The following is a 24091-nucleotide window of genomic DNA, read 5'->3' as shown; positions in this document are numbered from 1 at the left end:
ATCAGGACGTCGCGGCCTGCTCGGGCCGCACGTCGACCCCGGCCTCCTTGCGCTGCTGCTCGGTGATGCCGGTGGGCGCCCCGGTCAGCGGGTCGTAGCCGGAGGCGGCCTTGGGGAAGGCGATCACATCGCGGATGGACTCGCCGCCGGCCAGCAGCATGACGGTGCGGTCCCAGCCGAAGGCGATGCCGCCGTGCGGAGGCGGGCCGTACTTGAACGCCTCCAGCAGGAAGCCGAACTTGGCCTCGGCCTCCTCCTTGTTCAACCCCAGCACGTCGAAGACCCGCTGCTGCATCTCGGCGCGGTGGATACGGATGGAGCCGCCGCCGATCTCCATGCCGTTGCAGACCAGGTCGTAGGCGTCGGCCAGCGCGGTCTCCGGCTGCTCGTGGAAGGTGGCGGCGTACTCGGGCTTGGGCGCGGTGAACGGGTGGTGCACCGACGTCCAGCCGGTCTGGGCGCCGGAGTCGTCGCATTCGGGCTCGAAGATCGGCGGGTCCACGATCCACACGAACGACCAGGCCGACTCGTCGATCAGGCCGCAGCGGCGGCCGATCTCCAGCCGGGCGGCGCCCAGCAGCTCCCGGGAGGCGTGCGGCTGGCCGGCGGCGAAGAAGATCGCATCGCCCGGCTTCGCGCCGGCCGCCTTCGCCAGCCCGGCCCGCTCGGCGTCGGAGATGTTCTTGGCGACCGGCCCGGTCAGCGTCCCGTCGGGCTGGACGAGCACGTACGCCAGGCCGCGGGCACCGCGCGAGCGGGCCCACTCCTGCCAGGCGTCCAGCTCCTTGCGGGTCTGGGAGGCGCCGCCGGGCATCACCACCGCGCCCACGTAGGGGGCCTGGAAGACCCGGAAGGGGGTGGCGGAGAAGTAGGCGGTCATGTCGACCAGCTCGTTGCCGAACCGCAGGTCGGGCTTGTCGGAGCCGTAGCGGGCCATCGCGTCGGCGTAGGCCAGGCGCGGGATCGGCCGGGGCACCTCGTAGCCGACGATCTCCTTCCACAGCCGCGCCACCAGCTCCTCGCCGATGGCCATGACGTCCTCGGCCTCGACGAAGGACATCTCGATGTCGATCTGGGTGAACTCCGGCTGGCGGTCGGCGCGGAAGTCCTCATCCCGGTAGCAGCGGGCGATCTGGTAGTAGCGCTCCAGCCCGGAGACCATCAGCAGCTGCTTGAACAGCTGCGGGGACTGCGGCAGCGCGTACCAGTGGCCCGGCTGCAGCCGCACCGGCACCAGGAAGTCGCGGGCGCCCTCGGGGGTGGAGCGGGTCAGCGTCGGGGTCTCGACGTTGACGAACCCGTGCTCGCGCATCACCTCGTTCACCAGGTAGGCGGCCTGGGAGCGGATGCGCAGGGCGCGGGCGACGCGCTCGCGGCGGATGTCGAGGTAGCGGTACTTGAGCCGGACCTCTTCGTTGACGTTGACGTCCCCTTCGATGGGGAACGGCAGCGGCGCGGCCTCCGACAGCACCTCGATGTCGGTGGCGGCCACCTCGATCTCCCCGGTGGGCAGGTCGGGGTTCTCGTTGCCGGCCGGCCGCACCCGCACCTCGCCGGTGATCTTGACGCAGTACTCGGCGCGCAGGTCGTGCGCGGTGTCTTCTTCGCGGAAGACCACCTGGACGACGCCGGAGGCGTCGCGCAGGTCGATGAAGGTGACCCCGCCGTGGTCGCGGCGGCGGGCCACCCAGCCGGCGAGCACCACGCGTTCCCCGGCGTGCTCCTTGCGCAGCACGCCGGCGCCGTGCGTACGGATCATCTCGTGAGCGTCCTGATCAGCTTGACGACCTTGCGTCGGAAGGAGTTTCCGTCGCAAAGGTGTATGCCCATCGAAGCGGGTGGTATGGGTGTTCAGGCCACGCGCTCGCCGGGGCGAGGGTGTGTCGAAGGGGGCAGGCTCATGACTCGGGCCTTCATGCCGCGCAGGCCCTCAACGCGGATCATCCCCCGGTTTGCAGAGGCACCGGTCGTTCTTGGTGAGCACTCACCCGGCGCGGCCTGTCGTACGCGCCCCTTCTGATGTCGCCGAGAAGCCCCGCCCAGCCGTCGGGGGAGACGAACAGCTTGGCTCCCTCGGGGTTCTTGGAATCGCGCACCGCGACCGCCGGTCCCGCGCCGGCGTTCTCCACACCGGCACCGCCCATGTCGCTGCCGTGGCGGCTCTTGCGCCATACGGCGGCAACCTCCACGCACTCACCGCCCATCTCGTTGCTGCGTGTGCTCTTGCGCCATCGAGCGCTGGTAAGCGTGCCGCGTTCGCCTCGAATGCTCATGAGTCCTTCACCAGTCGGCGGATGGCCGTCACGGACGCCTCGGGGGACAGGGCCACTGCTTTGAGGCGGTCCAGCGTCAGCCTGGTCATCCGGATCTGAGCCGGCTCTTCCAAGTACATACTGCCGCCCACGCTGATGTCGACATGCACGACGGGTTGGTCTGTGCTCGCGAACTCCAGCATCGAGAAGCCGTTGCCCATGCTCGGGTAGGCGCCGACCTCGGTCGGTACAAGCTGAATCGTGACGTTGGGCATCGCCGCGCACTCCACCAGATGGCGGAGTTGAGCGTTCATGGTCTCCTCACCGCCGATGGGCCGAACGAGCGCCCTCTCATCCAAGATCGCCCAGAGCTTCGGAGGGTCGGCCTCCCGTTTGAGGATCTCCTGGCGCGCCATGCGCACCGACACCAGCCGATCGATCTCTGACTCGACATAGCCGATCGGGGCGGTACGGAACATGGCACGGGCGTAATCCGGGGTCTGCAGCAGACCTGGCACGAAGCTCGGGGAGAAGACGTGGATCACCGAAGCGGCCGACTCCAGGTCGATGTAGACGGTGAAGCCCTTCGGCAACACCTTGGTGAAGGGCTGCCACCAGCCACGTTGCCTGGACTTGCGAGCGGTTTCCTTCAAGGTCTCCCTCAGGTCCACATCCTCAACGCCGAGGTGATCGCACAACTGTTCGACCTCTGCGGCAGTGATGGTCGTCTGGCCGGTCTCAAGGCGACTCATCTTGGTCGTGGACCAGCCCATGAGCTCGGCCAGCTCGGCGTTGCGCAGCCCCGCCGCCTCACGCAGCTTGCGGAGCTGGATGCCGAGCTGGCGCTTACGGGCGGTGGGACTGTCAGGCATGGCTATGCCCCCAATATCCATTGGTTTTGCGAACGCACTTGCGCGCGGGATTGCTGGAGTACATGCTGACAGTGTGCCCTATGTCACGGTACGTGGCTGCGGAATCAAACCGATCGCGCCGCGCCGCCGTGGCGATCGCCCCACGCAGATAGTGAGGAACGATGACGATCACGCAGGAGAGTAGCGCCGCCATGGCCGATCAGGCCCAGGCGGTGATCGAGGCGGCCAAGAAGACCGTGGACGACCTCGACATGGAGACCGTGTGCGACATGAGCGAGGTCGAGATGGCCGCTGTGATCGGCCGACTCACGGCGACGCTCAGCATGCTCATCGCCGCAGTCGGGCAGCCGTCCACCTCATGAAACGCCGGAGCCCTGAGACCTGAGTCACTCCCTTCGAACCGCTCCTGTCTCAGGGCTCCGCTGCATGAGTGTCACGGAGTGAGGCGGTTGGGACCGCGGAACAAGAACGTCGCTTCGCGGATCGAGTCAAGGTTCAGCATGGCCACCAGCAGCCGGCCGAGCCCCATCCCGAGCCCGCCGTGCGGAGGGGTACCGAATCGGAAGATGTTCATGTAGTCCTGCATCGGCGCGGTGTCCAGGCCTTTTTCGGCCGCCTGCTTGCACAGCACGTCGTAGCGATGCTCACGCTGCGCGCCGGTGGTGACCTCCAGGCCCTTCCAGAGCAGGTCGAAGCTGAGGGTGAGATCCGGCCGATCCTTGGGACGCATGTGGTAGAAAGGCCGGATGCTGGCCGGGTAATGCGTGATGAACACGAACTCATGGCCGGTCTGCTCGGCGATATGAGCCGAGATCGCCCGCTCGCCCTCGGGGTCAAGATCCTCTTTCTCGCCTGCGGGGTCCCACCCCCTGGCACGGAGGATCTCCTGAGCCTCGGCCATCGTAAGGCGCGGGAAAGGCACAGTGGGGACCTTAAGGTCGACCCCGTAATGTTCTCGGATCGCCTCTCCGTGGACGTCGGCGACCTTCGCGATGGCGTGCGCCAGCATGCGCTCCTCGAAGGCCATCACATCCTCGACGTCGTCTATCCACGCCATCTCGACGTCCACGCCGGTGAACTCGGTGGCGTGGCGGGAGGTGAAGGAGGGCTCGGCACGGAAGACCGGGCCGATCTCGAAGACGCGCTCGATGCCCGCCGCGACCGCCATCTGCTTGTAGAACTGGGGTGACTGCGCCAGATAGGCGTCGCCGCCGAAGTAGCCGAGCTTGAAGACCTCGGCGCCCGACTCCGAGGCCGTGCCCATGAGCTTGGGCGTGTGCATCTCGGTGAAGCCCTCGGCGTAGGCATACTCCCGCAGGCCCGCCTCGAAGGTCGTCTGCACGTCGAACAGCAGACGTGAGCTCGGCCGGAGACGGATGTCGAGGAAGCGCCAGTCCAGCCTGTGCTCCATCCCCGACTTCTCGTCAATGGGGAGCGATGCCTCCGCCTTGCCGACGACCTCGACCCGCTCCGGCACGATCTCCAGTCCGCCGAGCTTGACGATGGGGTTGTCCACGACCCTGCCGGTGATGACCACGGCGGACTCAGTGGTCAGCGCCTCGATGGCCTGCTCAAGCTCATCCCCCTCGCCGCCCCGTTTGTGAGTGATCTGCACCATGCCCGTGGGATCGCGGAGGATCACGAACTGCATTTTGCGCTGCAACCGCAGTGCGTTGACCCAACCGCACACCGTGACGGTCTGGTCAAGGTGGTCACGCAGATCGCGTACCAGCGTCCTGGGCATCGTGGCGAACTCTTCTCCGCAGTCGAAGGTGATCGGAACGCCAACACGGTAGTGGCTTACCAGAGCTCTTGCCATCCGGTAACGGTGATGACACCGTGCGGCACCTTGGCCGGGACGAGCACCCCGCCGTAGCGTCAGCCATCATAGCCACCGAGCGAAGGCGAGGATCTATGACGCTCTGTGTCCACCTCCTCGGCTACCCGGAAGCCGTCCTGGCAACCGACACCATCACCCTCGACGCTCCCCCGGACGCGACCGCCGACTATGTGGTACGCCAGGTGGCGACGCTCGCCCCCGGACTCGACGAAGCGCTCCTGCACGAAGACGGCAGTCCCCGGCAGACCACCAAAGTCATGGTCCACGGCGTTCCCGTCGCCCACCGGACACCGATCGGCAGGGAACCCACGGTGACGGTACTGGCCTCCTTGCCTTGCGACGGTTGAACCGCCTGCCCGGAACGACCGCGGCGGCACGCACCGGAGATCGCGTGCCGCCGCGTACCGACGGAGGGAGCCCGGTGGATTTCGCTGACACCCGGTACAACCGTCAGGAGCTGATGCCCCAGATCGGCCCGGAGGGGCAGAAGAAGCTCGCCGAAGCGCACGTCGTGTCGATCGGTGCGGGCGGCGTCAAGTCTTCCCTGCTCTACTACCTGGTGGCAGCCGGAGTGGGCCGGATTCGCATCATCGACTTCGACCGCGTCGAGTTGAGCAATCTCAACCGGCAGATTCTCTACACTCGCGCCGACATCGGCAGGAACAAAGCGCTTGCCGCCGCCGACCGGCTGCGACGACTCAACGACGAGATCGACATCGAGGCGGTGGATTCCCGTGTCGATGAGGGGAACATCGCAGAGCTGACCGGTGGCTTCGATGTGATCGTGGAAGGCGGCGACTCCCTCGCGGCCCGGCTGCTCGTCAACGATCACTGTCTGCGGTCACGAACCCCCATGGTCCACGCCAGCGCCCAGTACAACTACGGTTATGTCCTGACATTGCCGCCCGGCCGGACCGCATGTTTTCAGTGCGCTTTCCCCGATCTTCCCCGAGGTCACGGTGGGAGCGTCCCCGTCCTGGGGGTCGCCACGGGCATAGCCGGATGCCTGGGTGCAGCCGAGGTGATCAAAATCATCACAGGGGCAGGGCGACCGATCGTGAACGGCTACCTCACCTGCAGCGCGTTCCAGGGGGCCTTCCAATTCGTCCCCGCCGCACGACGGCCCGGCTGCGCCGCCTGTGGCGAAGCGGCGCAGCCGGACTGATGCCGCGTATCCGGGGTCACCGCCCGATTCTCTCCAGCAACGTTGCCGTGAGGTCGGTGAGCGGGACGGCGATCTGCTCGCCGGTGGCCAGGTCCTTGACTTGGGCGGACCCGGCGGTGATATCTCGCTCGCCGATGATCACGGCGTAGGCGGCTCCGGAACGGTCGGCGCTCTTCATCGCGCTTTTCAGGCTCTTGCCGGCGGGGGCCATGTCGGCGGCGATCCCGGCGCGGCGCAGCTCGGCCACCAGCGTGAAGACCTTGTGCTCGGCGGTCTCCCCCAGCGGCACCCCGAACACCTGGCAGCGGGACGGCACCGGCAGCTGCACACCCTCGGCCTCCAGCGCCAGCAGGGTGCGGTCCAACCCCAGGCCGAAGCCGATGCCCGGCAGCGGCGGGCCGCCGATGTCCTCCGACAGCCCGTCGTAGCGTCCGCCCCCGCCGATGCCGGACTGGGCGCCCAGCAGCGGGTGCTCGAACTCATAGGTGGTGCGGGTGTAGTAGTCCAGGCCGCGCACCAGGCGGGGCTCGTCGGTCCAGGCGATGCCCACGTCGGCCAGCAGCGAGCGGACCTTGTCGTGGTGGGCCTTGCAGGCCGCGCACAGGTGGTCGGCCATCAGCGGCGCGTCGGTGAGCTGGGCCTTGACCTCCGGGCGCTTGTCGTCCAGCACCCGCAGCGGGTTGATCTCCACGCGGGCGCGGGTGGCCTCGTCCAGGTCCAGCCCGCGCAGGAACTCCTGCAGCCGGGTGCGGTAGGCGGGCCGGCACTCGCGGCAGCCCAGGGAGTTCAACAGCAGCCGCACCTGCCGCAGCCCCAGGCCCTGGTACCAGTTCCAGGCGATGGCGATGGTCTCGGCGTCGATCTGGGGGTCCTGGCTGCCGATGGCCTCCAGGTCGAGCTGGTAGAACTGCCGGTAGCGGCCCTTTTGCGGGCGCTCGGCGCGGAAGGCCGGGCCGGTGGTCCACACCTTGACCGGCAGGCCCTGCTTGTGCAGGCCGTATTCCAGGACGGCGCGCAGCACCCCGGCGGTGAACTCCGGGCGCAGCGTGATGGACCGGCCGCCGCGGTCTTCGAAGGTGTACATCTCCTTGGTGACCACGTCGGTGGACTCGCCCACGCCGCGCTTGAACAGCTGGGTGTCCTCGAAGACGGCCAGCTCCACATAGCCGTAGCCGGCCAGGCGCGCCTGCTCGGCGAACGCCTGCCGGACCGCCAGCAGCGCCTCGGCCTGCGGCGGCACGTATTCACTGACCCCCTTGGGGGCCTGGAAGCTCGAACTCATGATCGGTACTCAAAATCCCTTGCTGGGCCCGTCCGCGGGCGCCAGGTCCGCCAGGAACGGGTTGGTGGCGCGTTCGCGGCCGATGGTGGTCTGCGGGCCGTGGCCGGGCAGCACGATGGTCTCGTCGGCCAGCGGCAGGCACACCCGCGCCAGGCTCTGCAGGATCTGCTCATAGGAGCCGCCCGGCAGGTCGGTGCGCCCGATGGAGCCGGCGAACAGCAGGTCCCCGGTGAACAGCACCTCGGGCATGTCCCCGGTTTCCGGGGTGCGGAACGTCACCGACCCGGGCGTGTGCCCCGGCGCGTGGTTGACGGTGAAACGCAGCCCGGCCAGCTCCAGCACCATCCCATCGGACAGTTCGCGCACATCGTCGGGCTCGCTGAGCTTCAGTCCCCCGAACAGCTGCTGCCCGGGCCCCAGCGACAGGCCCTTGGCCGGGTCGGTGAGCAGATCGCGGTCGGCGGGATGGATGTAGGCCGGTATGTCCTTGGCGCCGCACACCGGGGCCACCGACCAGATGTGGTCCAGGTGGCCGTGGGTGGCGATCACCGCCACCGGCTTGAGCCGGTGCTCGCGGATGACCTCCTCGATCCCGGCCTCGGCGTCCTGGCCAGGGTCGATGATCACGCATTCCTCCCCGGCGGCCGGCGCCACGAGGTAGCAGTTCGCGGCGAACGATCCAGCGGGGAACCCGGCGACGAGCACGGTCGTCCTCTCCTGCAGACTCGGGTTTGATCCGCTAGGGGAACTCAAAGCGGCGCTTCGAGCGTACCGGCGAGGCCGCCGCCATCGCGAACGCGATACCCGGCCGTCGTGTCGGCATGGCGGGCAGAGCGGTGCACATGCACCGGACGACCGGTGCTCCCGTATGCCGGTACCATGCGCAGCACGTTTCCGATCTACTTTCCGACCTACTCCTTGATCTACAGCGGGGCACCGCGAGGAGGGCACGCGTGGCGGGGAAGGACCGCAAAAAGCAACTGGCCAGGCAGCGCTATGAACGCCAGCAGGCGCGTCGGGCGGCCGAGGCCAGGCGGGCACGCCGGCTGCAGATCATCGGTGCGATCGCGGCCGTCGCGGTGATCGCCGGCGGCACCGCCGGGATCGTCAAGCTGGCCGGCGGGGACGATGACGCCGCGGCCAACGCCGACGCCGCGCCGAGCACGCCGCCCCCGGAGGACGGCACCCCCAAGCAGGAGATCACGCTGCAGAAGGTCGCCGTCGAGACCGCGGCGGGCGGCGGCAGCGCCCGGTGCAAGTACCCCGACTCCGAAACCGACGAGGACCCGCCCAAGAACCTGGGCAAGCCGCCGGCCGTGGCCGCCTACTCGGGCAAGGTGAAGGCGACCATCAAGACCAACCTGGGGGACATCGGGCTGGAGCTGGACGCCGACAAGGCGCCGTGCGCCACCAACTCCTTCGCCTTCCTGGCCGGCAAGAAGTTCTTCGACAAGACCAAGTGCCACCGGCTGACCACCAGCGACTCCCTGAAGGTGCTGCAGTGCGGCGACCCGACCGGCACCGGCCTGGGCGGCCCCGGCTACAGTTTCGCCGACGAGAACACCAAGGGTGCCAAGTACACCAAGGGCGTGCTCGCCATGGCCAACAGCGGCCCCGACACCAACGGCAGCCAGTTCTTCATCGTCTACGACGACTCCGAACTGCCCCCCAGCTATACGATCTTCGGGAAGATCACCTCGGGGATGGAGGTCGTCGAGAAGGTGGCCAAGGCCGGAGTGGCAGCGGAATAGCACCCCATACGGCTATGGTTTGGAAGGTCCGGTCATAAGGTAAGAAAGACCGGACCATGATGGGAGGCAGATGGTGTCCAGCGCCACCGATCCCTACGGTCGTGTTGACGAGGACGGCACGGTCTATGTGAAGACGGCCGACGGCGAGCGGGTCGTCGGGTCGTGGCAGGCCGGTGCCCCGGAGGAGGCCCTGGCCTACTTCCGGCGCAAGTACGAGGCGCTGGTCACCGAGGTCGAGCTGCTGGAGCAGCGGGTCCGCACCACCGACCTGTCGCCGGCCCAGGCCGAGCAGTCCATCGCCCGGCTGCGCGAGTCGGTCACCAACGCCCACGCCGTCGGCGACCTGGACGCGCTGGCGCGCCGCTTGGACATGCTCAGTGAGCTGGTGGCCAAGCGGCGCGAGGAGCTGCGGGCGGCGCGCGAGCACGCCCGCAACGAGGCCCGCGCCATCAAGGAGCGCATCGTCGCCGAGGCCGAGCGGATCGCCGCCGAGGAGACCCACTGGAAGAACGGCGGGGAGCGGCTGCGCCAGCTGGTGGAGGAGTGGAAGGCCGCCGACCGCATCGACCGGCCGACCGAGGCGGCGCTGTGGAAGCGGCTGTCGGCGGCCCGCAACGCCTTCACCAAGCGCCGCAAGGCGTACTTCGCCTCCCTGGAGGACCAGCGCGAGCAGGCCCGCAAGGAAAAGGAGCGGCTGGTCGCCGAGGCCGAGGCGATGGTCGACTCCACCGACTGGAGCGAGACGGCCGCGGCCTACCGCGAGCTGATGCGCCGCTGGAAGGCGGTCGGACGGGCCGGCCGGGAGGCCGAAGAGGAGCTGTGGGCGCGTTTCAAGGCCGCCCAGGACACCTTCTTCGCCGCCCGGGCCGCCGCCTACGCCGAGCGCGACCACGAGCTGCGCGGCAACGCCGAGATCAAGGAGCAGCTGCTGGTGGAGGCCGAGCGGCTGCTGCCGGTGCGCGACGTCCGCCAGGCCCGTCAGGCGCTGCGTTCCATCCAGGAGCGCTGGGATGCGGCCGGTCCGGTGCCGCGGGACATGCGGGACCGGCTGGAGAACCGGCTGCGCAAGGTCGAGGAGGCGGTCCGCGCGGCCGAGGAGGCCGAGTGGCAGCGCACCAACCCCGAGGCCCGCGCCCGCGCCGAGGCCACCGTCGCCCAGTTGCGCTCCTCCATCGAGCAGCTGGAAAAGCAGCTGGCCCAGGCCCGCGAGGCCGGACGCGACAAGGAGGCCAAGGACGCCGAGGAGGCGCTGACCGCCCGCCGCGCCTGGCTGGAGGAGGCCGAGCGCACCCTGGCCGAGTTCACGCGCTGAGCACGACCGCACTCGGGCGGGCCCGGCGTGGGGAGGACGCCGGGCCCGTTCGTTTGCGGCCCATGTCCGCAATCGGCCGGGCGGTCGCCGCTCGTCCCTAAGGGCCGCGCTACTTCTCTCCTGAGTGCGGAAACGGGTTCAACGAGCCTCCTGCGGGCAGGCAGATCCCGCTACTGGGCCGGACGAGTCGATCAAGCCGGCCAGTTCACAGGCCACCTGCGGGGAAAACCGCCCCAAGGCGGTTTCAGCGGGCCGTCGTTTCCGCGTGCTCGGGGGAAGCAGCCGGTGCGCTCGGGGCCGGCTCGGTGACGGGGCCGGTGCGCAGGCGGGCGACGGCGATGACCGTGGCGGCCAGGACCAGGAGGTTGCGGACGGCCAGCGTCCAGGTCTCCACGGGCCGGGCGGCCATCAGGTCGGGCCAGGCGATCGGGTAGAGGTACTGGCTGAGAGCGGTGGCCGCCAGGATCAGCCAGACGGCGGGCCGCTGCCGGGTACCGCCGTGGGCCAGGCAGACGGCGCCCAGCCCCAGCAGCCACAACATGTACTGGGGGGACAGCACCCGGCTGGTGGCCACGGCCGCCAGGACGGCGGCGAAGGCCACATCGCACGCCCAGGCGGCGTTCCAGGCGCGGCGGGTGCCGCGCCAGGCCAGGGCGGCGACGATGAGCAGCGCCACGGCCGTCACCGGCGGCAGCAGCGCGGCGGTGCGCTCGATGCCGGGACCGACCAGCTCCATGGACCCGTACTGGTAGACGATCGCACCGTCCCAGGAGGCCAGGCGGGCGAGCATGAACGGGGTGGCCGCCAGGGCCTCGCACTCCAGGCCCCGGGAGGCCTGGGCGTCCAGGAAACTCCAGGGCGCCCTCCCCTGGAGCAGGGCGAAGACCGCCGGCACCGCGGCGCAGACGGCCGCGAAGACCGCTGCGGCCTGCACTCCGCCGCGGGTGCGGGGCAGCGCCGCAAGCAGCAGCACCGGCCAGGCCTTCAGCATGGCGCCGACGGCGGCCAGCGCCCCGAAGATCCGGTGGCGGGCGGTCATCAGCAGCGCCGCCACGGCCGTGACCGTGACGATCAGGTCATAGCGCACATAGCTCATCGGGCCCAGCAGCACCGGCCCGGCCACCCACACCCAGGCCCCGGCTGTTGACCCGCCGCTGCGCCGGCGGGTCAGCAGCCACATGATCAGCAGGTCGGCGCCCAGCGCGACCAGCGCGAACGCGGTGGTGTAGGAGGTGGCCAGCCACGTGCTCAGCCACCGCGGCAGCAGCATCACGGGGGCGGCCAGCGGCGGGTACTGCCAGCGCACATCGTCTTCGGGGAACGCGCCCGCGGCCAGGATCCGGCTCCACTCGGCGTAGATGGCGGGGTCGCCGAGGATCTCCGTGCGCCGGGGATAGGGCAGGCGGTCGAGGATGATCAGCAGGCCGGCCAGGCGGGTGAGCAGCCAGCAGGCCCACGGGGCGGCCGTCCTCACCGGCCGCCGCCGCTGGTCACCCGGTAGACGTCATAGACACCGTCGACGGACCGGACGGCCTTGAGCACGTGCCCCAGGTGCTTGGGGTCGCCCATCTCGAAGGTGAAGCGGCTGACCGCCACCCGGTCGCGGGTGGTGGTGACCGAGGCCGACAGGATGTTGACGTGCTGATCCGACAGCACGCGGGTGACGTCCGACAGCAGGCGGGGCCTGTCCAGCGCCTCCATCTGGATGGAGACCAGGAACACCGAGTCCTCGCTCGGCGACCACTTGACGTCGATCAGCCGGTCGGGCTGGTTGCGCAGATTGGCGACGTTGCCGCAGTCGGTGCGGTGCACCGACACCCCGTGGCCGCGGGTGACGAACCCGACGATCTCATCGCCGGGCACCGGGGTGCAGCAGCGCGACAGCCGCACCCACACGTCCGGGTCGCCGCCGGCCACCACCACGCCCGGGTCGCCGGCCGGGCGGCTGCGGCGCCTGCGGCGGGTCGGCACGGCGACCTCGGCCATGTCCTCCTCGGCGCTCTCCACGCCGCCGAGGGCCTCCACCAGCCGTTGCACCACCGCCTGGGCGGAGACGTGCCCCTCCCCCACCGCGGCGTACAGCGCCGACACGTCCGGGTAGCGCATGTCGCGGGCCAGCGCCAGCAGCGCCTCGCCGGACATCATGCGCTGCAGCGGCATGTTCTGCTTGCGCATGGCGCGGGCGATGGACTCCTTGCCCGCTTCGATGGCGGTGTCGCGGCGCTCCTTGGTGAACCAGTGCTTGATCTTGTTGCGGGCGCGGGCGCTCTTGACGAAGTTCAGCCAGTCGCGGCTGGGACCGGCGTCCGGGGACTTGGAGGTGAACACCTCCACCAGGTCGCCGTTGTCGAGGGTGGACTCCAGCGGCACCAGCCGCCCGTTGACCCGGGCGCCGATGCAGCGGTGGCCGACCTCGGTGTGGATGGCGTAGGCGAAGTCCACGGGGGTGGCGCCCTGCGGCAGGGCGATCACATCGCCCTTGGGGGTGAAGACGAACACCTCCGACACCGACAGGTCGAAGCGCAGTCCCTCCAGGAACTCGGCCGGGTCGGCGGTCTCCTTCTGCCAGTCCAGCAGCTGCTTGAGCCACTGCATGTCGGCGGCCTTGCGCCCGCCGACCGTCTCCTCCTTGTACTTCCAGTGCGCGGCCACCCCGTACTCGGCCCGCCGGTGCATGCCCCAGGTGCGGATCTGCAGCTCCACCGGCTTGCCCTCGGGGCCGATCACGGTGGTGTGCAGCGACTGGTACATGTTGAACTTGGGCATCGCGATGTAGTCCTTGAACCGGCCGGGGACCGGGTTCCATCGCGCGTGAATGGTGCCCAAGGTGGCATAGCAGTCCCGGACGGTGTCCACCAGCACCCGGATGCCCACCAGGTCGTAGATCTCATCGAAGCCCACATTGCGGGCGATCATCTTCTGGTAGATCGAGTAGTAGTGCTTGGGCCGTCCGGTGACCGTGGCCTTGATCTTGGCCTCGCGCAGGTCGGCGGAGACCTTGTCGATCACCTCGGTCAGGTAGACGTCCCGGCGGGGGGCGCGTTCGGACACCAGGCGGGCGATCTCATCGAACCGCTTGGGGTAGAGGGTGGCGAACGCCAGGTCCTCCAGTTCCCATTTGAGGGTGTTCATGCCCAGCCGGTGCGCCAGCGGAGCGAAGACCTCCAGCGTCTCGCGGGCCTTCTTCTCCTGTTTGTGCCGGGGCATGTAGCGCAGGGTGCGCATGTTGTGCAGCCGGTCGGCGAGCTTGATCACCAGCACCCGGATGTCGCGGGCCATGGCCACGACCATCTTGCGGACGGTCTCGGCCTCGGCGGCGTCGCCGTATTTGACCTTGTCCAGCTTGGTGACCCCGTCGACCAGCGAGGCGATCTCCTCGCCGAACTCCTCGCGCAGCTCCTCGAGGGTGTACTCGGTGTCCTCGATGGTGTCGTGGAGCAGCGCCGCGCACAGCGTCTCGGTGTTCATGCCGAGCTCGGCGAGGATGGTGGTGACCGCCAGCGGGTGGGTGATGTAGGGGTCACCGCTTTTGCGCTTTTGGTCGCGGTGGTAGTAGGCGGCCACCTCGTAGGCCCGTTCGATGAGCCGGATGTCGGCCTTGGGATGGGTGTTGCGAACGGTCCTGATCAGTGGTTCGAGCACCGGGTTCATGGTGGTCCCCCGTTGCGCGCCCAGCCTGGCGAGGCGGCGCCGGACGCGGGCGGCCGACGGTGGGGCGGCGGACGGTGCAACCTGCTGGGGCGCCGCGGCTGAGGAGGGCGCGGCCGGTGGGCGCCCGGAGCGGTCCGGGGCCTCCTGCGGGCGCGCAGGATCGGACTTCGCGGTGGGCTCCGCCGGTCCGCCGCCGTGCGGGGCCTTGGCTACCGCGTCGGTCGAGACCACCTCACCTGGCACTCAGCCTCCTCGTCAACGCGGATCGCGCCCTGCCCGGGCTGCCCGCTCGGACCTTCCCGGCGGCCTGTCCGGTGCCGCCGCCGGTCCCGGGGACGGAACCGCCACTTTCCCCTTTGCGGTCAGTCTAACCGCCGGTTTTCCGGCACTAGACCGTAACCAGGGAGTGGACGTCCAGATTCCCCAGCCGCTCCCTTCCCCGCAGGAAGGACAGTTCGATGAGCACCGACAGCCCGACGACCTCGCCGCCGCCGCGCCGCACCAGCTCGGCCGCGGCCTGCGCGGTGCCCCCGGTGGCGAGCACGTCATCGACGATCAGCACGCGCTCGCCGGGACGCAGCGCGTCGGTGTGCATCTCGATCGTCTCGGTGCCGTACTCCAGATCATAGGTCTGCTCGTGGGTGCGCGCGGGCAGCTTTCCCTTCTTGCGGACGGGGACGAAGCCCGCACCGAAGTGGTAGGCCACCGGGGCGGCCAGGATGAAGCCGCGCGCCTCGATGCCGACGATCTTGTCGACGTTGCCGCGGCCGTGGTGGGCGACGATCGCGTCCACGACCCCGGCGAACGTCACATGGTCGGCCAGCAGCGGGGTGATGTCCTTGAACACCACGCCGGGCTTGGGATAGCCCGGGATGTCCCGGATCCGCTCGGTGATCAGCTTGCTGAGATCGATCATCGCCTCATCTTCCCCTGCGCCGCTGCCTGCGGGTGCCGCGTCTGGGCTGGCGGCGCGGTCCGGTCTGCACCACCTTGACCTTACGGACCGGCTCCTGCGGCGCCGCGGCCGGGTCGCCGGCGGCCGCCGGGTCCGTCTCGCCGCCCGTGCCGCCGCCTCCCACCGCGGCGGTGACGGGGGCCTTGGTCTTCTTGTCGGCCTGCCGCTTGGCGCTGCTCTCCCGGGCCTGCAGCCGCTGCCGCAGCTGCCGGTAGCGCGGCTCGCGTTCTTTGAGCTGGACCAGCAGCGGGGTCGCCACGCACAGCGAGGAGTAGGTCCCGACCACGATGCCCACGAACAGCGACAGCGACAGGTCCTTCAGCGCGCCGGCGCCCAGCAGGAACGTGCCGACGAACAGGATCGAGGCCACCGGCAGGATCGCCACCAGGGAGGTGTTCAGCGAGCGCACCAGGGTGCGGCTGAGGGCCTCGTCGGCGGCCTGGGTGTAGGTCTTCAGCTTGCCGGGGGCGCCCAGGTCGCGGGTGACCTCCTTGATCATGTCGAAGACCACGACCGCGTCATAGAGCGAGTAGCCCAAGATGGTCAAAAAGCCCAGCAGCGTGGCCGGGGTGACCTCGAAGCCGGACCAGGCGTAGACGCCCGCGGTGATCACCAGGTCGTGCACCAGCGCCACGACGGCGGCCAGCGCCATCCGCCACTCGAAGGCCACCGACAGGTAGCCCAGGATCAGCAGCAGGAAGATCAGTACCGCCTGCCAGGCCTTCTCGGTGATCTCATCGCCCCAGGTGGAGCCGACGATCTGGGAGCTGACCCGGTCGGCGGGCAGGCCGAACTCCTCGGCCAGGGCCTGCTGCACCTTGGCGGCCTCGGCGGTGTTCAGCGACTCGGTGGTCACCCGCCAGCCGCTGGTGGCGGTCTCCTGCACGATCACCTGGTGGGCCCCGGCCTCGGCGACCGTGGCGCGCACCTGCTCGATGGACGCCTGCGGCGCTTTGAAGGTGAACACCGAGCCGCCGGTGAACTCCACGCCGAAGGTCAGGCCCCGTACGAGGAGCCCGGCGATGGAGAACGCCAGCAGCAGCGCCGACAGCGAGTACCACAGTTTGGGGCGGCCGACGATGTCCGCGCTGACCTCGCCCTTGTAGATCCGTGACAGCACGGCGCGGATGGCAGGCATCAGGACTCCTCGGCCAGGGAGGGAGCGGGCCGGCTCTTGCGCAGCCGGTCGGGGTCCAGACCCGACCAGCGGTGGCCCCGGGCGAAGAAGCGGCGGCGGGCCAGCAAGGTCACCATCGGCTTGGTGAAGAAGAACACCACCACGACGTCGATCAGCGTGGTCAGCCCGATCGCGAACGCAAAGCCCTTCACACCGCCGACCGCCAGCACATACAGCACGGCGGCGCCGATGAACATCACCGCGTCGGCGACCAGGATGGTGCGCCGGGCCCGCACCCAGGCGCTCTCCACCGCAGAGCGCAGCGGGCGTCCCTCGCGCAGCTCGTCGCGCAGCCGCTCGAAGTAGACGATGAAGGAGTCGGCGGCGATGCCGATGGAGACGATCAGCCCGATGACGTGCGCCAGCGACAGGCGGAAGCCCAGGGTGCCCTCATATCCCAGCAGCACCACCGCCAGGTAGGTGATGGCCGCCGCGACCGCCAGGCTGGCCACCGACACCAGCCCCAGGCCCCGGTAGTACAGCAGCGAGTAGGCCACCACCAGCGCCAGGCCGAGCGCACCGGCCTGCATGCCCTTCTCCAGCTGGTCGGAGCCCAGCGTGGAGGAGACCGTCTCGGCCTGGCCCCGTTCGAACTTCAGCGGCAGCGCCCCGTACTTGAGCTTGTTGGCCAGGTCGATGGCGTAGGTCTGGGTGAAGGTCTCGGCCGGGCCGTCGATGCTGGCGGTGCCGCCGGTGATGGGCTCGTTGATCTGGGGGGCCGAGACCACCCGCCCGTCCAGGACGATGGCGATCTGCCGGCGCGGGCTGCTCACCGAGGCGCGGTAGGCCTCCTCGGTCAGCTCGGCGAACTGCCGGGCGCCCTGGGACTTGAACTTCAGCTGGACCGACCAGGTGGACCGGCCCTCCTGCATGTTGGGCGGTACGGCCTCGGCCTCGTCGATCTGCCGGCCCTCCACGCGTACCGGGCCGAGGATGTACTTGGCCGAGCCGTCCTCCCCGCAGGCGGCCACCCACTGCTTGGCCGGGTCGTCGGCGCCGGGCGCCTTCTTGTCCTGGGCGGTGCAGTCCAGCCGCTCGAACTGGGTGATGACGGCCTTGTCCCCGATGCCCGCGTAGTCGAGCTGCCCGTCCTGCCGGCGGATCAACTGGTCGAGCTGCTCTTGCAGGTCGGTGGGGAGGGACGCCGACGGTGTGGGGGTGGCCGAGGGGGACGGCTGAGCGGAAGGGTCGGTCAGCGCCCGGGACAGCGCCCGCGGCCGGGCGGTGGCCTGGGGCGCGGGCGTCGCGGAGGGCGACGGGCCCGGGCTCTGGCCGGCCTTGTCCTCCTTGCCGCTGGGCGAGGGGGACGGACCGGCCCCCGTCAGCGGGCCGGGGCCGGCGGACACCAGGACCTGGCGGAACTGCAGCTGGGCGGTGGTGCCGATGAGGTCGACCACTCTCCGCTGGTCGCCGGTGCCCGGCACTTGCACCACGATGTGGTCGGCGCCCTGCCGGCTGACCTCGGCCTCGGAGACGCCCAGGCCGTTGACCCGATTACGGATGATCTTGACGGCCTGCTGCATCTGCGCATCCGGCGGGCTGCCGCCGCCTTCGGTCTCGGCGGTGAGCGTGACGCTGGTGCCGCCCGCCAGATCGAGGGCGAGCCTGGGGGTGGTCTGTCCGTGCAGGAACATCACCCCGGTCAGCCCGGCCAGGACGGCAAAGAGCGCAAGGAGCGTCCGGCCGGGCCGCGAGGGGGTACGCGGCGCTGCCAATGTGGGGGTTCTCTTCCGCTTCCAGCTCGGTCAGGCAGAGGGCTCGTCCGCCTCAGTCGGTGCCGCCGGGCTTCTTGTCGCCGTCCTTGCTGAGCTCGACACCGGACCCGGCGTCCTCGCCGGTCTCATCCGCCTCGTCGTCCGCATCGCCGTCCGCGGCATCGTCGGAGACGACGTTCATCACGGCCTGCTTGACGAACCGGGCCTCGACGCCGGGGGCGATCTCCAGCACCACCCCGTCGTCGTCGACGGCGACCACATCGGCGAACATCCCGCTGGTGGTCATGACGCGCACGCCGGGCCGCAGCGAGTTCAGCATCTGCATCTGCTCACGGCGGCGCTTGTTCTGCGGCCGGATCAGCAGCAGGTAAAAGACGATCGGAATCGCCAGCAGCAGGATCAGGTTGAAAGCCCCGCTCCCGCTAGAAGTCTGTGCCAACAACATGCTGTCGCCCATTGAAGGGCATCCTTCCAATGTGGGTTGCCCCAGCCTCTCACCGGACTGGTGTCAACGCGCAGGACCGCCGGCTGGGGACGGCGAACAAGTCCCGGAGTGTAGAGACTACGCGAACACCCGGCAACGACAGGACGAGCCGGACGGGAAGGAAGTTCCCGAACGGTTATTCGGAGTCCGCCTCCTCCACCTCGAACAGGGTGTCGGCCAGCGGCGCCGACGGCGGCGGGGTGAGTCCCAGGTGCCGCCAGGCCGCCGGGGTGGCGATGCGGCCGCGGGGGGTGCGGGCCAGCAGGCCCTGGCGCACCAGGAACGGCTCGGCCACCACCTCCACGGTCTCCGGCTCCTCCCCCACCGACACCGCCAGCGTGGACAGCCCCACCGGGCCGCCGCCGAACTTGCGCAGCAGCGCTCCCAGCACCGCCCGGTCCAGCCGGTCCAGGCCGCGCTCGTCCACCTCGTACAGGGTCAGCGCGGCCCGCGCCAGCTCCCGGGTGATCACGCCGTCGGCGCGGACCTCGGCGTAGTCGCGGACGCGGCGCAGCAGCCGGTTGGCGATGCGGGGGGTGCCGCGGGAGCGCGCGGCGATCTCGGCGGCGCCGTCGTCTTCGATCCGCACGCCCAGCAGCCGGGCCGAGCGGCGGATGATGATCTCCAGTTCGGCCGGCTCGTAGAAGTCCATGTGCGCCACGAAGCCGAACCGGTCGCGCAGCGGGCCGGGCAGCATGCCGGCCCGGGTGGTGGCGCCCACCAGCGTGAAGGGGGCGATGTCCAAGGGGATGGCGGTGGCGCCGGGGCCCTTGCCGACCACCACGTCCACCCGGAAGTCCTCCATCGCCATGTAGAGCATCTCTTCGGCGGGGCGGGCCATCCGGTGGATCTCGTCCAGGAACAGCACCTCCCCCTCGGAGAGGGTGGACAGCACCGCCGCCAGGTCCCCGGCCCGTTCGATCGCCGGGCCGCTGGTGATGCGCAGCGGCTTGCCCAGCTCCTCTGCGATGATCATGGCGAGGGTGGTCTTGCCCAGCCCGGGGCCGCCCGACAGCAGCACATGGTCGGGGGTGCGGCCGCGCCGCAGCGCGCTGTGCAGCACCAGCGACAGCTGCTCGCGGACGCGCTGCTGGCCGACGAAGTCGTCCAGGCGCTTGGGGCGCAGCGCGGCCTCGATGGCGCGTTCCTCGCCGTCGGCTCCGGCGCGGGGCGAGACCAGGCGGTCGTGATCGCTCATGGCTTGCTGAGCTTACGCAGCGCGGACTTCAGCAGGGCGGACACCGGGGGGAGGGGGCCGCCGTCGAGCTCGGCGGCGACGGCCTCCACGGCGGCCTCGGCCTCCCTGGCCGACCAGCCGAGGTTGATCAGCCCGGTCTGGACCTGGGTGCGCCAGGGTTCGGCGCGGGCAGGGGCGGGCGCGGCGGCCTCCTCCTCCCCGCTGGGAGCGCCGAGCCGGTCTTTCAGTTCCAGCACGATGCGCTGGGCGCCTTTCTTGCCGATGCCGGGGACCTTGGTGAGAGCGGCCACGTCCCCGGCGGCCACCGCCCGGCGCAGCGCGTTGGGGCTGTGCACCGCCAGCATCGCCAGCGCCAGGCGGGGGCCGACGCCGCTGGCGGTCTGCAGCAGCTCGAAGACGGCGCGCTCGTCGTCGTCGGCGAAGCCGAACAGCGTCAGGGAGTCCTCCCGCACCACCAGGGAGGTGGGGACGGTGACCTGCTCGCCGACCCGCAGGCCGGCCAGCGTGGCGGGGGTGCACTGCAGGGTCAGCCCCACCCCGCCCACGTCCACGACGGCGTGGTCGGGCCCGGCGGCGGCCACCTTCCCGCTGACAAAGGCGATCATCGTCTGCCTCCCGTCCATCCCGCCGCCCGGCGGGCCGCCTCCAGCCGGGCCTGGGCGCCGCCCCGCCACACATGGCAGATCGCCAGGGCCAGGGCGTCGGCGGCGTCGGCGGGCCTCGGCGCCGCCGGCAGCCGCAGCAGCCTGGTGACCATCATGGTGACCTGGGCCTTGCCGGCGCTTCCGTTGCCGGTGACGGCGGCCTTGGCCTCGCTGGGGGTGTGCAGCGCGACCGGCAGGCCGCGGCGGGCGGCGGCCACGATGGCGATCGCCCCGGCCTGGGCGGTGCCCATCACGGTGCTCACGTTGTGCTGGGCGAACACCCGTTCCACGGCCACCGCGTCGGGGGCGTGCTCATCCAGCAGTGCCTCGATGCCGCGTTCGATGCCCAGCAGCCGTTCGGCGATGTCGGCGTCGGGGCTGGTGCGGATCACCTCGACGTGGACCAGGTGCAGCGGTTTGCCCGGGGCGCCGTCCACGACCCCGACACCGCACCGGGTGAGCCCGGGATCGACGCCCAGCACACGCACGCCATCACGCCTTTCGGTCGGCTCTTCGATCGTCTGTTCGACGATGCCACGTTACCGGCGGACACCGACGTTGCGCTCATCCCGCCGTGGGCGTGTCGCGCGGGGCGGTGCGGGCCCCGGCCGTCCGCCGGGGCGCCGGCCGGTGCCGCCGCGCGGCCTCAGCCGACGGCCTGCAGCACCTCGTCGGAGACGTCGAAGTTGGCGAAGACCTCCTGGACGTCGTCGCTGTCCTCCAGCGCCTCGATGAGGCGGAAGACCTTCTTGGCGGTCTCCTCATCCAGCGGGACCGAGACGCTGGGCACCCACTTGGCCTCGGCGGACTCGTAGTCGATGCCGGCCTCCTGCAGCGCGGTGCGCACCGCGACCAGGTCGCCGGGCTCGCTGACGACCTCGAGGCTCTCGCCGAGGTCGTTGACCTCCTCGGCGCCGGCGTCCAGCACGGCCATCATCACATCGTCCTCGGTGACGTCCTTCTTGGGGACGATGATGATGCCCTTGCGGTTGAACAGGTAGGACACCGAGCCGGGCTCGGCCATGGAGCCGCCGTTGCGGGTGACGGCGGTGCGGACCTCCGAGGCGGCCCGGTTGCGGTTGTCGGTCAGGCACTCGATCAGCAGGGCCACCCCGCCGGGGGCGTAGCCCTCGTACATGACCGTCTGCCAGTCGGCGCCGCCGGCCTCCTCGCCGGCGCCCCGCCGGCGGGCGCGCTCGATGTTGTCGTTGGGGACGGAGTTCTTCTTGGCCTTGTAGATGGCGTCATAGAGCGTGGGGTTGGCGTCCGGGTCGCCGCCGCCGGTGCGCGCCGCCACCTCGATGTTCTTGATGAGCTTGGCGAACAGCTTGCCGCGCTTGGCGTCCAGTACGGCCTTCTTGTGCTTGGTCGTCGCCCATTTGGAATGGCCGGCCATTGTCTACCCCTCTTCCATCGCCTGACGCACCAGCTCGGCGAAGTACCGGTGCACGCGAAAGTCCCCGGTGAGCTCGGGATGGAACGCGGTCGCCACCAGGCGCCCCTGACGGACGGCGACGATCCTACCGGTCCGCTCACCCCCCTCGATGCGCCCGAGGATCTCAACTGAGTCACCGACCGACTCCACCCAGGGAGCGCGGATGAAGACCGCCCGGAACGGGCCGGGCGGCTGCAGGACCGGCAGCGTGACGTCGGTCTCGAAGGAGTCCACCTGGCGGCCGAAGGCGTTGCGGCGGACCGTCATGTCGATGCCGCCGACGGTCTCCTGGCCCGCGACCCCGTCCCGGATGCGGTCGGCGAGCATGATCATGCCGGCGCAGGAGCCGTAGGCCGGCATGCCCGCCTCCACGCGCTTGCGCAGCGGGTCCAGCAGGTCGAAGGCCCGGGCCAGCTTCCACATGGTGGTCGACTCCCCGCCCGGGATCACCAGCCCGTCCACCTGCTCCAGCTCCTGCGGCCGGCGCACGGGCACCGCCCGGGCGCCCGCCGAGCGCAGCGCGCGGGCGTGCTCACGCACATCCCCCTGCAGGGCGAGGACGCCGATCGTCGGCACCGGGCCGGTCACAGAATCGGTCACGGAACTGGTCACAGGATCGGTCACGGGCTGCCCTTCTGGGGACATGTGGACTGCTATGAGAGTAAACGCTCAGCGCCGCGCGGCGTGCACGGCGGGACCCGCCTCAGCCGATCTTGAAGCGGCGCAGCGGGAGCTCCAACGGCAAAAAGCCGTCCTCGCCGCGGTCGGCGATGCCCCGGCCCAGCATGTAGGTCTGGGCCAGCTCCAGGCCGAAGGACTCCTGGTCGAACGGCAGCGGCACGTCCTGGGCGCCTGCGTCGATGGCCTTCCAGTAGGGCCGCTCGGCCGGCAGGCGCTCGCCCTGGTCGATCACCACGCCGTCCTCGGCGGTCACGTACACCTCGCGGACCACCCGGCCGTGCTCGTAGCGGCGGAACCAGCAGCCGGAGATCACGCTGTGCAGCACCAGCACCCCGCCCTGGCCGCCGGGCAGCGCGGTGCCGACGGTGTCGGCGATGCGGCGGGCGTCCTCGTCCATGCCGAACAGGCGCCGGTCGCACACCAGCAGCGCCCGCTCGTAGGCGCCGACGAACAGCTCGTCCTCATACGGCCACAGCGCGAAGTCCAGGACGGTCTCGCCGGTCTCCACGAGCCTGGCCGCCGGGTAGAGGCCACGGGCCACCCGTGCCGCGGCGTCCGGGTCCAGGCTCAGCCCCGGCCGGAACACCTCGGCCGGTGGTCCGGCGCTGGCACAGGCGAGCGCAACCGACCAGGCCATTGTCTCCCCTCCTGGAGGTCGCCCGGGCCGCCGACGATCGGCGTTTGCGATAGCCGCGCCCAGCCTAACCCGCCCGCAGGCGAGCGGCGAGGGCCGATCGGCCCTCGCCGTGCGGCCGGGGTTACCAGCCGCGGTTGGCCAGCCGCTCGCGCTCGCTCAGCGTGTCGACGTTGATGCCGACCATGGCCTCACCGAGGCCGCGCGAGACCTTGGCGATCACATCGGGGTCGTCGTAGAAGGTGGTGGCCTTGACGATCGCCTCGGCGCGGCGGACCGGGTCGCCGGACTTGAAGATGCCCGAGCCGACGAACACGCCGTCGGCGCCCAGCTGCATCATCATGGCCGCATCGGCCGGGGTGGCGATGCCGCCGGCGGTGAACAGCACCACCGGCAGCTTGCCGGTCTCGGCGACCTCCTTGACCAGCTCGTAGGGGGCCTGCAGCTCCTTGGCCGCCACGTACAGCTCATCTTCGGGCAGCGCCGACAGCCGCCGGATCTCCGAGCGGATGCGGCGCATGTGGGTGACGGCGTTGGAGACGTCACCGGTGCCGGCCTCGCCCTTGGAGCGGATCATGGCCGCGCCCTCGTTGATGCGGCGCAGCGCCTCGCCCAAGTTGGTGGCGCCGCACACGAACGGCACCGTGAAGGCCCACTTGTCGATGTGGTTTTCGTAGTCGGCGGGGGTGAGGACCTCGGATTCGTCGATGTAGTCCACCCCGAGCGCCTGCAGTACCTGGGCCTCGACGAAGTGCCCGATGCGGGCCTTGGCCATGACGGGGATGGACACGGCGTTGATGATGCCCTCGATCATCTCCGGGTCGCTCATCCGGGACACGCCGCCTTCGGCGCGGATGTCGGCGGGCACCCTCTCCAAGGCCATCACGGCGACCGCACCGGCATCCTCGGCGATCTTGGCCTGCTCGGGTGTGACCACGTCCATGATCACACCGCCCTTGAGCATCTCGGCCATGCCCCGCTTGACCCGGGCGGTACCGGTCTCGGGGGTGGGCTGAGCGGGGGCGGGAGTGGAAGCGGACACC

At 70.2% G+C, this 24091-nt stretch carries 24 protein-coding genes; 5 read left to right on the top strand and 19 right to left on the bottom strand.

The window, feature by feature from the left end:
- Position 1 precedes the first annotated feature (1 nt).
- From aspS (TCUR_RS10525) to TCUR_RS10520, 3 genes are all read right to left on the bottom strand, one after another.
- The gene (gene aspS, locus TCUR_RS10525; RefSeq protein WP_012852478.1) at positions 2-1759 is read right to left on the bottom strand and encodes an aspartate--tRNA ligase; all 1758 of its coding nucleotides are present in this window, start codon (positions 1757-1759) and stop codon (positions 2-4) included.
- Between the two features lie 181 nt (positions 1760-1940).
- Entirely contained in the window at positions 1941-2273 is a 333-nt protein-coding gene (locus TCUR_RS25590; protein ID WP_012852477.1) for a DUF397 domain-containing protein, read from the bottom strand.
- Complete coding sequence (locus TCUR_RS10520) at positions 2270-3124, bottom strand: helix-turn-helix domain-containing protein (protein ID WP_012852476.1); 855 nt, start codon at positions 3122-3124, stop codon at positions 2270-2272. The genes TCUR_RS25590 and TCUR_RS10520 overlap by 4 nt, the downstream gene beginning before the upstream one ends.
- 161 nt (positions 3125-3285) lie before the next feature.
- Between TCUR_RS10520 and TCUR_RS10515 the strand changes: the two genes are divergently transcribed.
- Complete coding sequence (locus TCUR_RS10515) at positions 3286-3486, top strand: hypothetical protein (protein ID WP_012852475.1); 201 nt, start codon at positions 3286-3288, stop codon at positions 3484-3486.
- A 71-nt stretch (positions 3487-3557) separates the two neighbouring features.
- Here TCUR_RS10515 and aspS (TCUR_RS10510) read toward each other — a convergent pair whose 3' ends face one another.
- Positions 3558-4943 (bottom strand): aspartate--tRNA(Asn) ligase, encoded by a 1386-nt coding sequence (aspS, locus tag TCUR_RS10510; protein ID WP_206664192.1) that lies wholly within the window; start codon positions 4941-4943, stop codon positions 3558-3560.
- Positions 4944-5038: 95 nt separating this feature from the next.
- Between aspS (TCUR_RS10510) and TCUR_RS10505 the strand changes: the two genes are divergently transcribed.
- Both TCUR_RS10505 and TCUR_RS10500 read left to right on the top strand, forming a co-directional pair.
- Entirely contained in the window at positions 5039-5311 is a 273-nt protein-coding gene (locus TCUR_RS10505) for a hypothetical protein (protein WP_012852473.1), read from the top strand.
- 74 nt (positions 5312-5385) lie between these two features.
- A complete protein-coding gene (locus TCUR_RS10500; protein ID WP_012852472.1) occupies positions 5386-6129 on the top strand; it encodes a HesA/MoeB/ThiF family protein in 744 nt (247 codons plus the stop codon).
- Between the two features lie 16 nt (positions 6130-6145).
- Here TCUR_RS10500 and hisS read toward each other — a convergent pair whose 3' ends face one another.
- Together hisS and TCUR_RS10490 are read right to left on the bottom strand one after the other, a co-directional pair.
- Complete coding sequence (hisS, locus tag TCUR_RS10495) at positions 6146-7411, bottom strand: histidine--tRNA ligase (RefSeq protein WP_012852471.1); 1266 nt, start codon at positions 7409-7411, stop codon at positions 6146-6148.
- A 9-nt stretch (positions 7412-7420) separates the two neighbouring features.
- A complete protein-coding gene (locus tag TCUR_RS10490; protein ID WP_012852470.1) occupies positions 7421-8116 on the bottom strand; it encodes an MBL fold metallo-hydrolase in 696 nt (231 codons plus the stop codon).
- A 248-nt stretch (positions 8117-8364) separates the two neighbouring features.
- On the opposite strand from TCUR_RS10490, the gene TCUR_RS10485 reads away from it, so the two are divergent.
- Both TCUR_RS10485 and TCUR_RS10480 read left to right on the top strand, forming a co-directional pair.
- A complete protein-coding gene (locus tag TCUR_RS10485; RefSeq protein WP_012852469.1) occupies positions 8365-9162 on the top strand; it encodes a peptidylprolyl isomerase in 798 nt (265 codons plus the stop codon).
- 70 nt (positions 9163-9232) lie between these two features.
- The gene (locus tag TCUR_RS10480) at positions 9233-10474 is read left to right on the top strand and encodes a DUF349 domain-containing protein (protein WP_041439513.1); all 1242 of its coding nucleotides are present in this window, start codon (positions 9233-9235) and stop codon (positions 10472-10474) included.
- A 244-nt stretch (positions 10475-10718) separates the two neighbouring features.
- On the opposite strand, the gene TCUR_RS28355 is transcribed toward TCUR_RS10480, so the two are convergent.
- From TCUR_RS28355 to pdxS, 13 genes are all read right to left on the bottom strand, one after another.
- Positions 10719-11948 carry a glycosyltransferase 87 family protein gene (locus TCUR_RS28355; RefSeq protein ID WP_012852467.1) on the bottom strand — a complete coding sequence of 410 codons (1230 nt, stop codon included), beginning with the start codon at positions 11946-11948 and terminating at the stop codon, positions 10719-10721.
- The gene (locus TCUR_RS10470; protein ID WP_041439511.1) at positions 11945-14125 is read right to left on the bottom strand and encodes a RelA/SpoT family protein; all 2181 of its coding nucleotides are present in this window, start codon (positions 14123-14125) and stop codon (positions 11945-11947) included. Before TCUR_RS10470 ends, TCUR_RS28355 begins: the two co-directional genes overlap by 4 nt.
- Positions 14126-14513: 388 nt before the next feature.
- Positions 14514-15041, bottom strand: coding sequence for an adenine phosphoribosyltransferase (locus TCUR_RS10465; protein WP_012852465.1), 528 nt, complete (start codon positions 15039-15041; stop codon positions 14514-14516).
- A gap of 4 nt (positions 15042-15045) precedes the next feature.
- On the bottom strand, positions 15046-16218 hold the full coding sequence (secF, locus tag TCUR_RS10460) for a protein translocase subunit SecF (RefSeq protein ID WP_012852464.1): 1173 nt from the start codon (positions 16216-16218) through the stop codon (positions 15046-15048).
- Complete coding sequence (secD, locus tag TCUR_RS10455) at positions 16218-17972, bottom strand: protein translocase subunit SecD (RefSeq protein WP_012852463.1); 1755 nt, start codon at positions 17970-17972, stop codon at positions 16218-16220. The genes secF and secD overlap by 1 nt, the downstream gene beginning before the upstream one ends.
- A 52-nt stretch (positions 17973-18024) precedes the next feature.
- Positions 18025-18429, bottom strand: coding sequence for a preprotein translocase subunit YajC (gene yajC / locus TCUR_RS10450; protein WP_012852462.1), 405 nt, complete (start codon positions 18427-18429; stop codon positions 18025-18027).
- Positions 18430-18592: 163 nt separating this feature from the next.
- Positions 18593-19654 (bottom strand): Holliday junction branch migration DNA helicase RuvB, encoded by a 1062-nt coding sequence (gene ruvB / locus TCUR_RS10445; protein ID WP_012852461.1) that lies wholly within the window; start codon positions 19652-19654, stop codon positions 18593-18595.
- Positions 19651-20259: a Holliday junction branch migration protein RuvA gene (ruvA, locus tag TCUR_RS10440; protein ID WP_012852460.1), complete on the bottom strand. Its 609-nt coding sequence runs from the start codon at positions 20257-20259 to the stop codon at positions 19651-19653. Before ruvA ends, ruvB begins: the two co-directional genes overlap by 4 nt.
- Positions 20256-20786 (bottom strand): crossover junction endodeoxyribonuclease RuvC, encoded by a 531-nt coding sequence (ruvC, locus tag TCUR_RS10435; protein WP_012852459.1) that lies wholly within the window; start codon positions 20784-20786, stop codon positions 20256-20258. Before ruvC ends, ruvA begins: the two co-directional genes overlap by 4 nt.
- Positions 20787-20944: 158 nt before the next feature.
- Entirely contained in the window at positions 20945-21694 is a 750-nt protein-coding gene (locus TCUR_RS10430; RefSeq protein WP_012852458.1) for a YebC/PmpR family DNA-binding transcriptional regulator, read from the bottom strand.
- 3 nt (positions 21695-21697) lie between these two features.
- Positions 21698-22357 carry a pyridoxal 5'-phosphate synthase glutaminase subunit PdxT gene (gene pdxT / locus TCUR_RS10425; protein WP_012852457.1) on the bottom strand — a complete coding sequence of 220 codons (660 nt, stop codon included), beginning with the start codon at positions 22355-22357 and terminating at the stop codon, positions 21698-21700.
- 79 nt (positions 22358-22436) lie between these two features.
- A complete protein-coding gene (locus TCUR_RS10420; protein WP_012852456.1) occupies positions 22437-23051 on the bottom strand; it encodes a DUF6928 family protein in 615 nt (204 codons plus the stop codon).
- A gap of 121 nt (positions 23052-23172) precedes the next feature.
- Positions 23173-24090 carry a pyridoxal 5'-phosphate synthase lyase subunit PdxS gene (gene pdxS, locus TCUR_RS10415; RefSeq protein ID WP_012852455.1) on the bottom strand — a complete coding sequence of 306 codons (918 nt, stop codon included), beginning with the start codon at positions 24088-24090 and terminating at the stop codon, positions 23173-23175.
- Position 24091 lies beyond the last annotated feature (1 nt).

The organism is Thermomonospora curvata DSM 43183, from assembly GCF_000024385.1.
Taxonomy (GTDB): domain Bacteria; phylum Actinomycetota; class Actinomycetes; order Streptosporangiales; family Streptosporangiaceae; genus Thermomonospora; species Thermomonospora curvata.
This window is presented reverse-complemented; position numbering and strand designations above follow the sequence as displayed.